The following is a 541-nucleotide window of genomic DNA, read 5'->3' as shown; positions in this document are numbered from 1 at the left end:
GCTCTACGCCAACGAGGTCCCCGGCTACAACTTCGGCGAGCCCGACACCTGCGTCGTCGAGCTTCCTTGACCCCCGCAGGCGGCCGGGCGCTCCTTGCTCGTCCCGGGGGCTAGCACCCCGGGCTGCTAGATGAGCTTCGCAAAGTTCGCGGGGCTCCCACAGGGGGCGCGTTTTCTTGCTGGCATGGGCTGCATTTGGAGCGGGCGCGCTATACTCCGCACCGCCCATGGCGGTCGACTCTCCCAAGCCCGCATCCCGTGGCTCCAAGTCCCGACTCGCGATCGCCGGTCGGCTGACCGCGCTGATCGGGCTGCCGCTGCTGCTGATCTTCTTGATCTTCTCGAGCGGCGTGTACTGCGGGGCCTCCCGCTCCTACCGGGTCCGCACCCTCGAGGCCAAGTGGTTGGGCTTCGAGCCGCCGCCCGGTGCTGGCAGCGACGGCGCGGATCCTGCGACCGAGCCCGGGCCGACCGAGCCCTCGCCCGACGCAGACAGCTCCGTCCCTGAGCCCGACCCCAGCCCCGAGCCCGACCCCAGCCC

Annotated in this window: 1 pseudogene; it reads left to right on the top strand. The window is 71.0% G+C overall.

Annotation, left to right across the window (positions count from 1 at the left end):
• Positions 1-227 precede the first annotated feature (227 nt).
• Positions 228-541: pseudogene (locus tag ENSA5_RS24920) on the top strand (hypothetical protein); the annotation flags it as partial.

It is taken from the genome of Enhygromyxa salina, assembly GCF_002994615.1.
Classification (GTDB): Bacteria; Myxococcota_A; Polyangia; order Nannocystales; family Nannocystaceae; genus Plesiocystis; species Plesiocystis salina_A.
The sequence above is the reverse complement of the archived record's forward strand: the minus strand, read 5'-3'. Positions and strand labels throughout refer to the sequence as shown.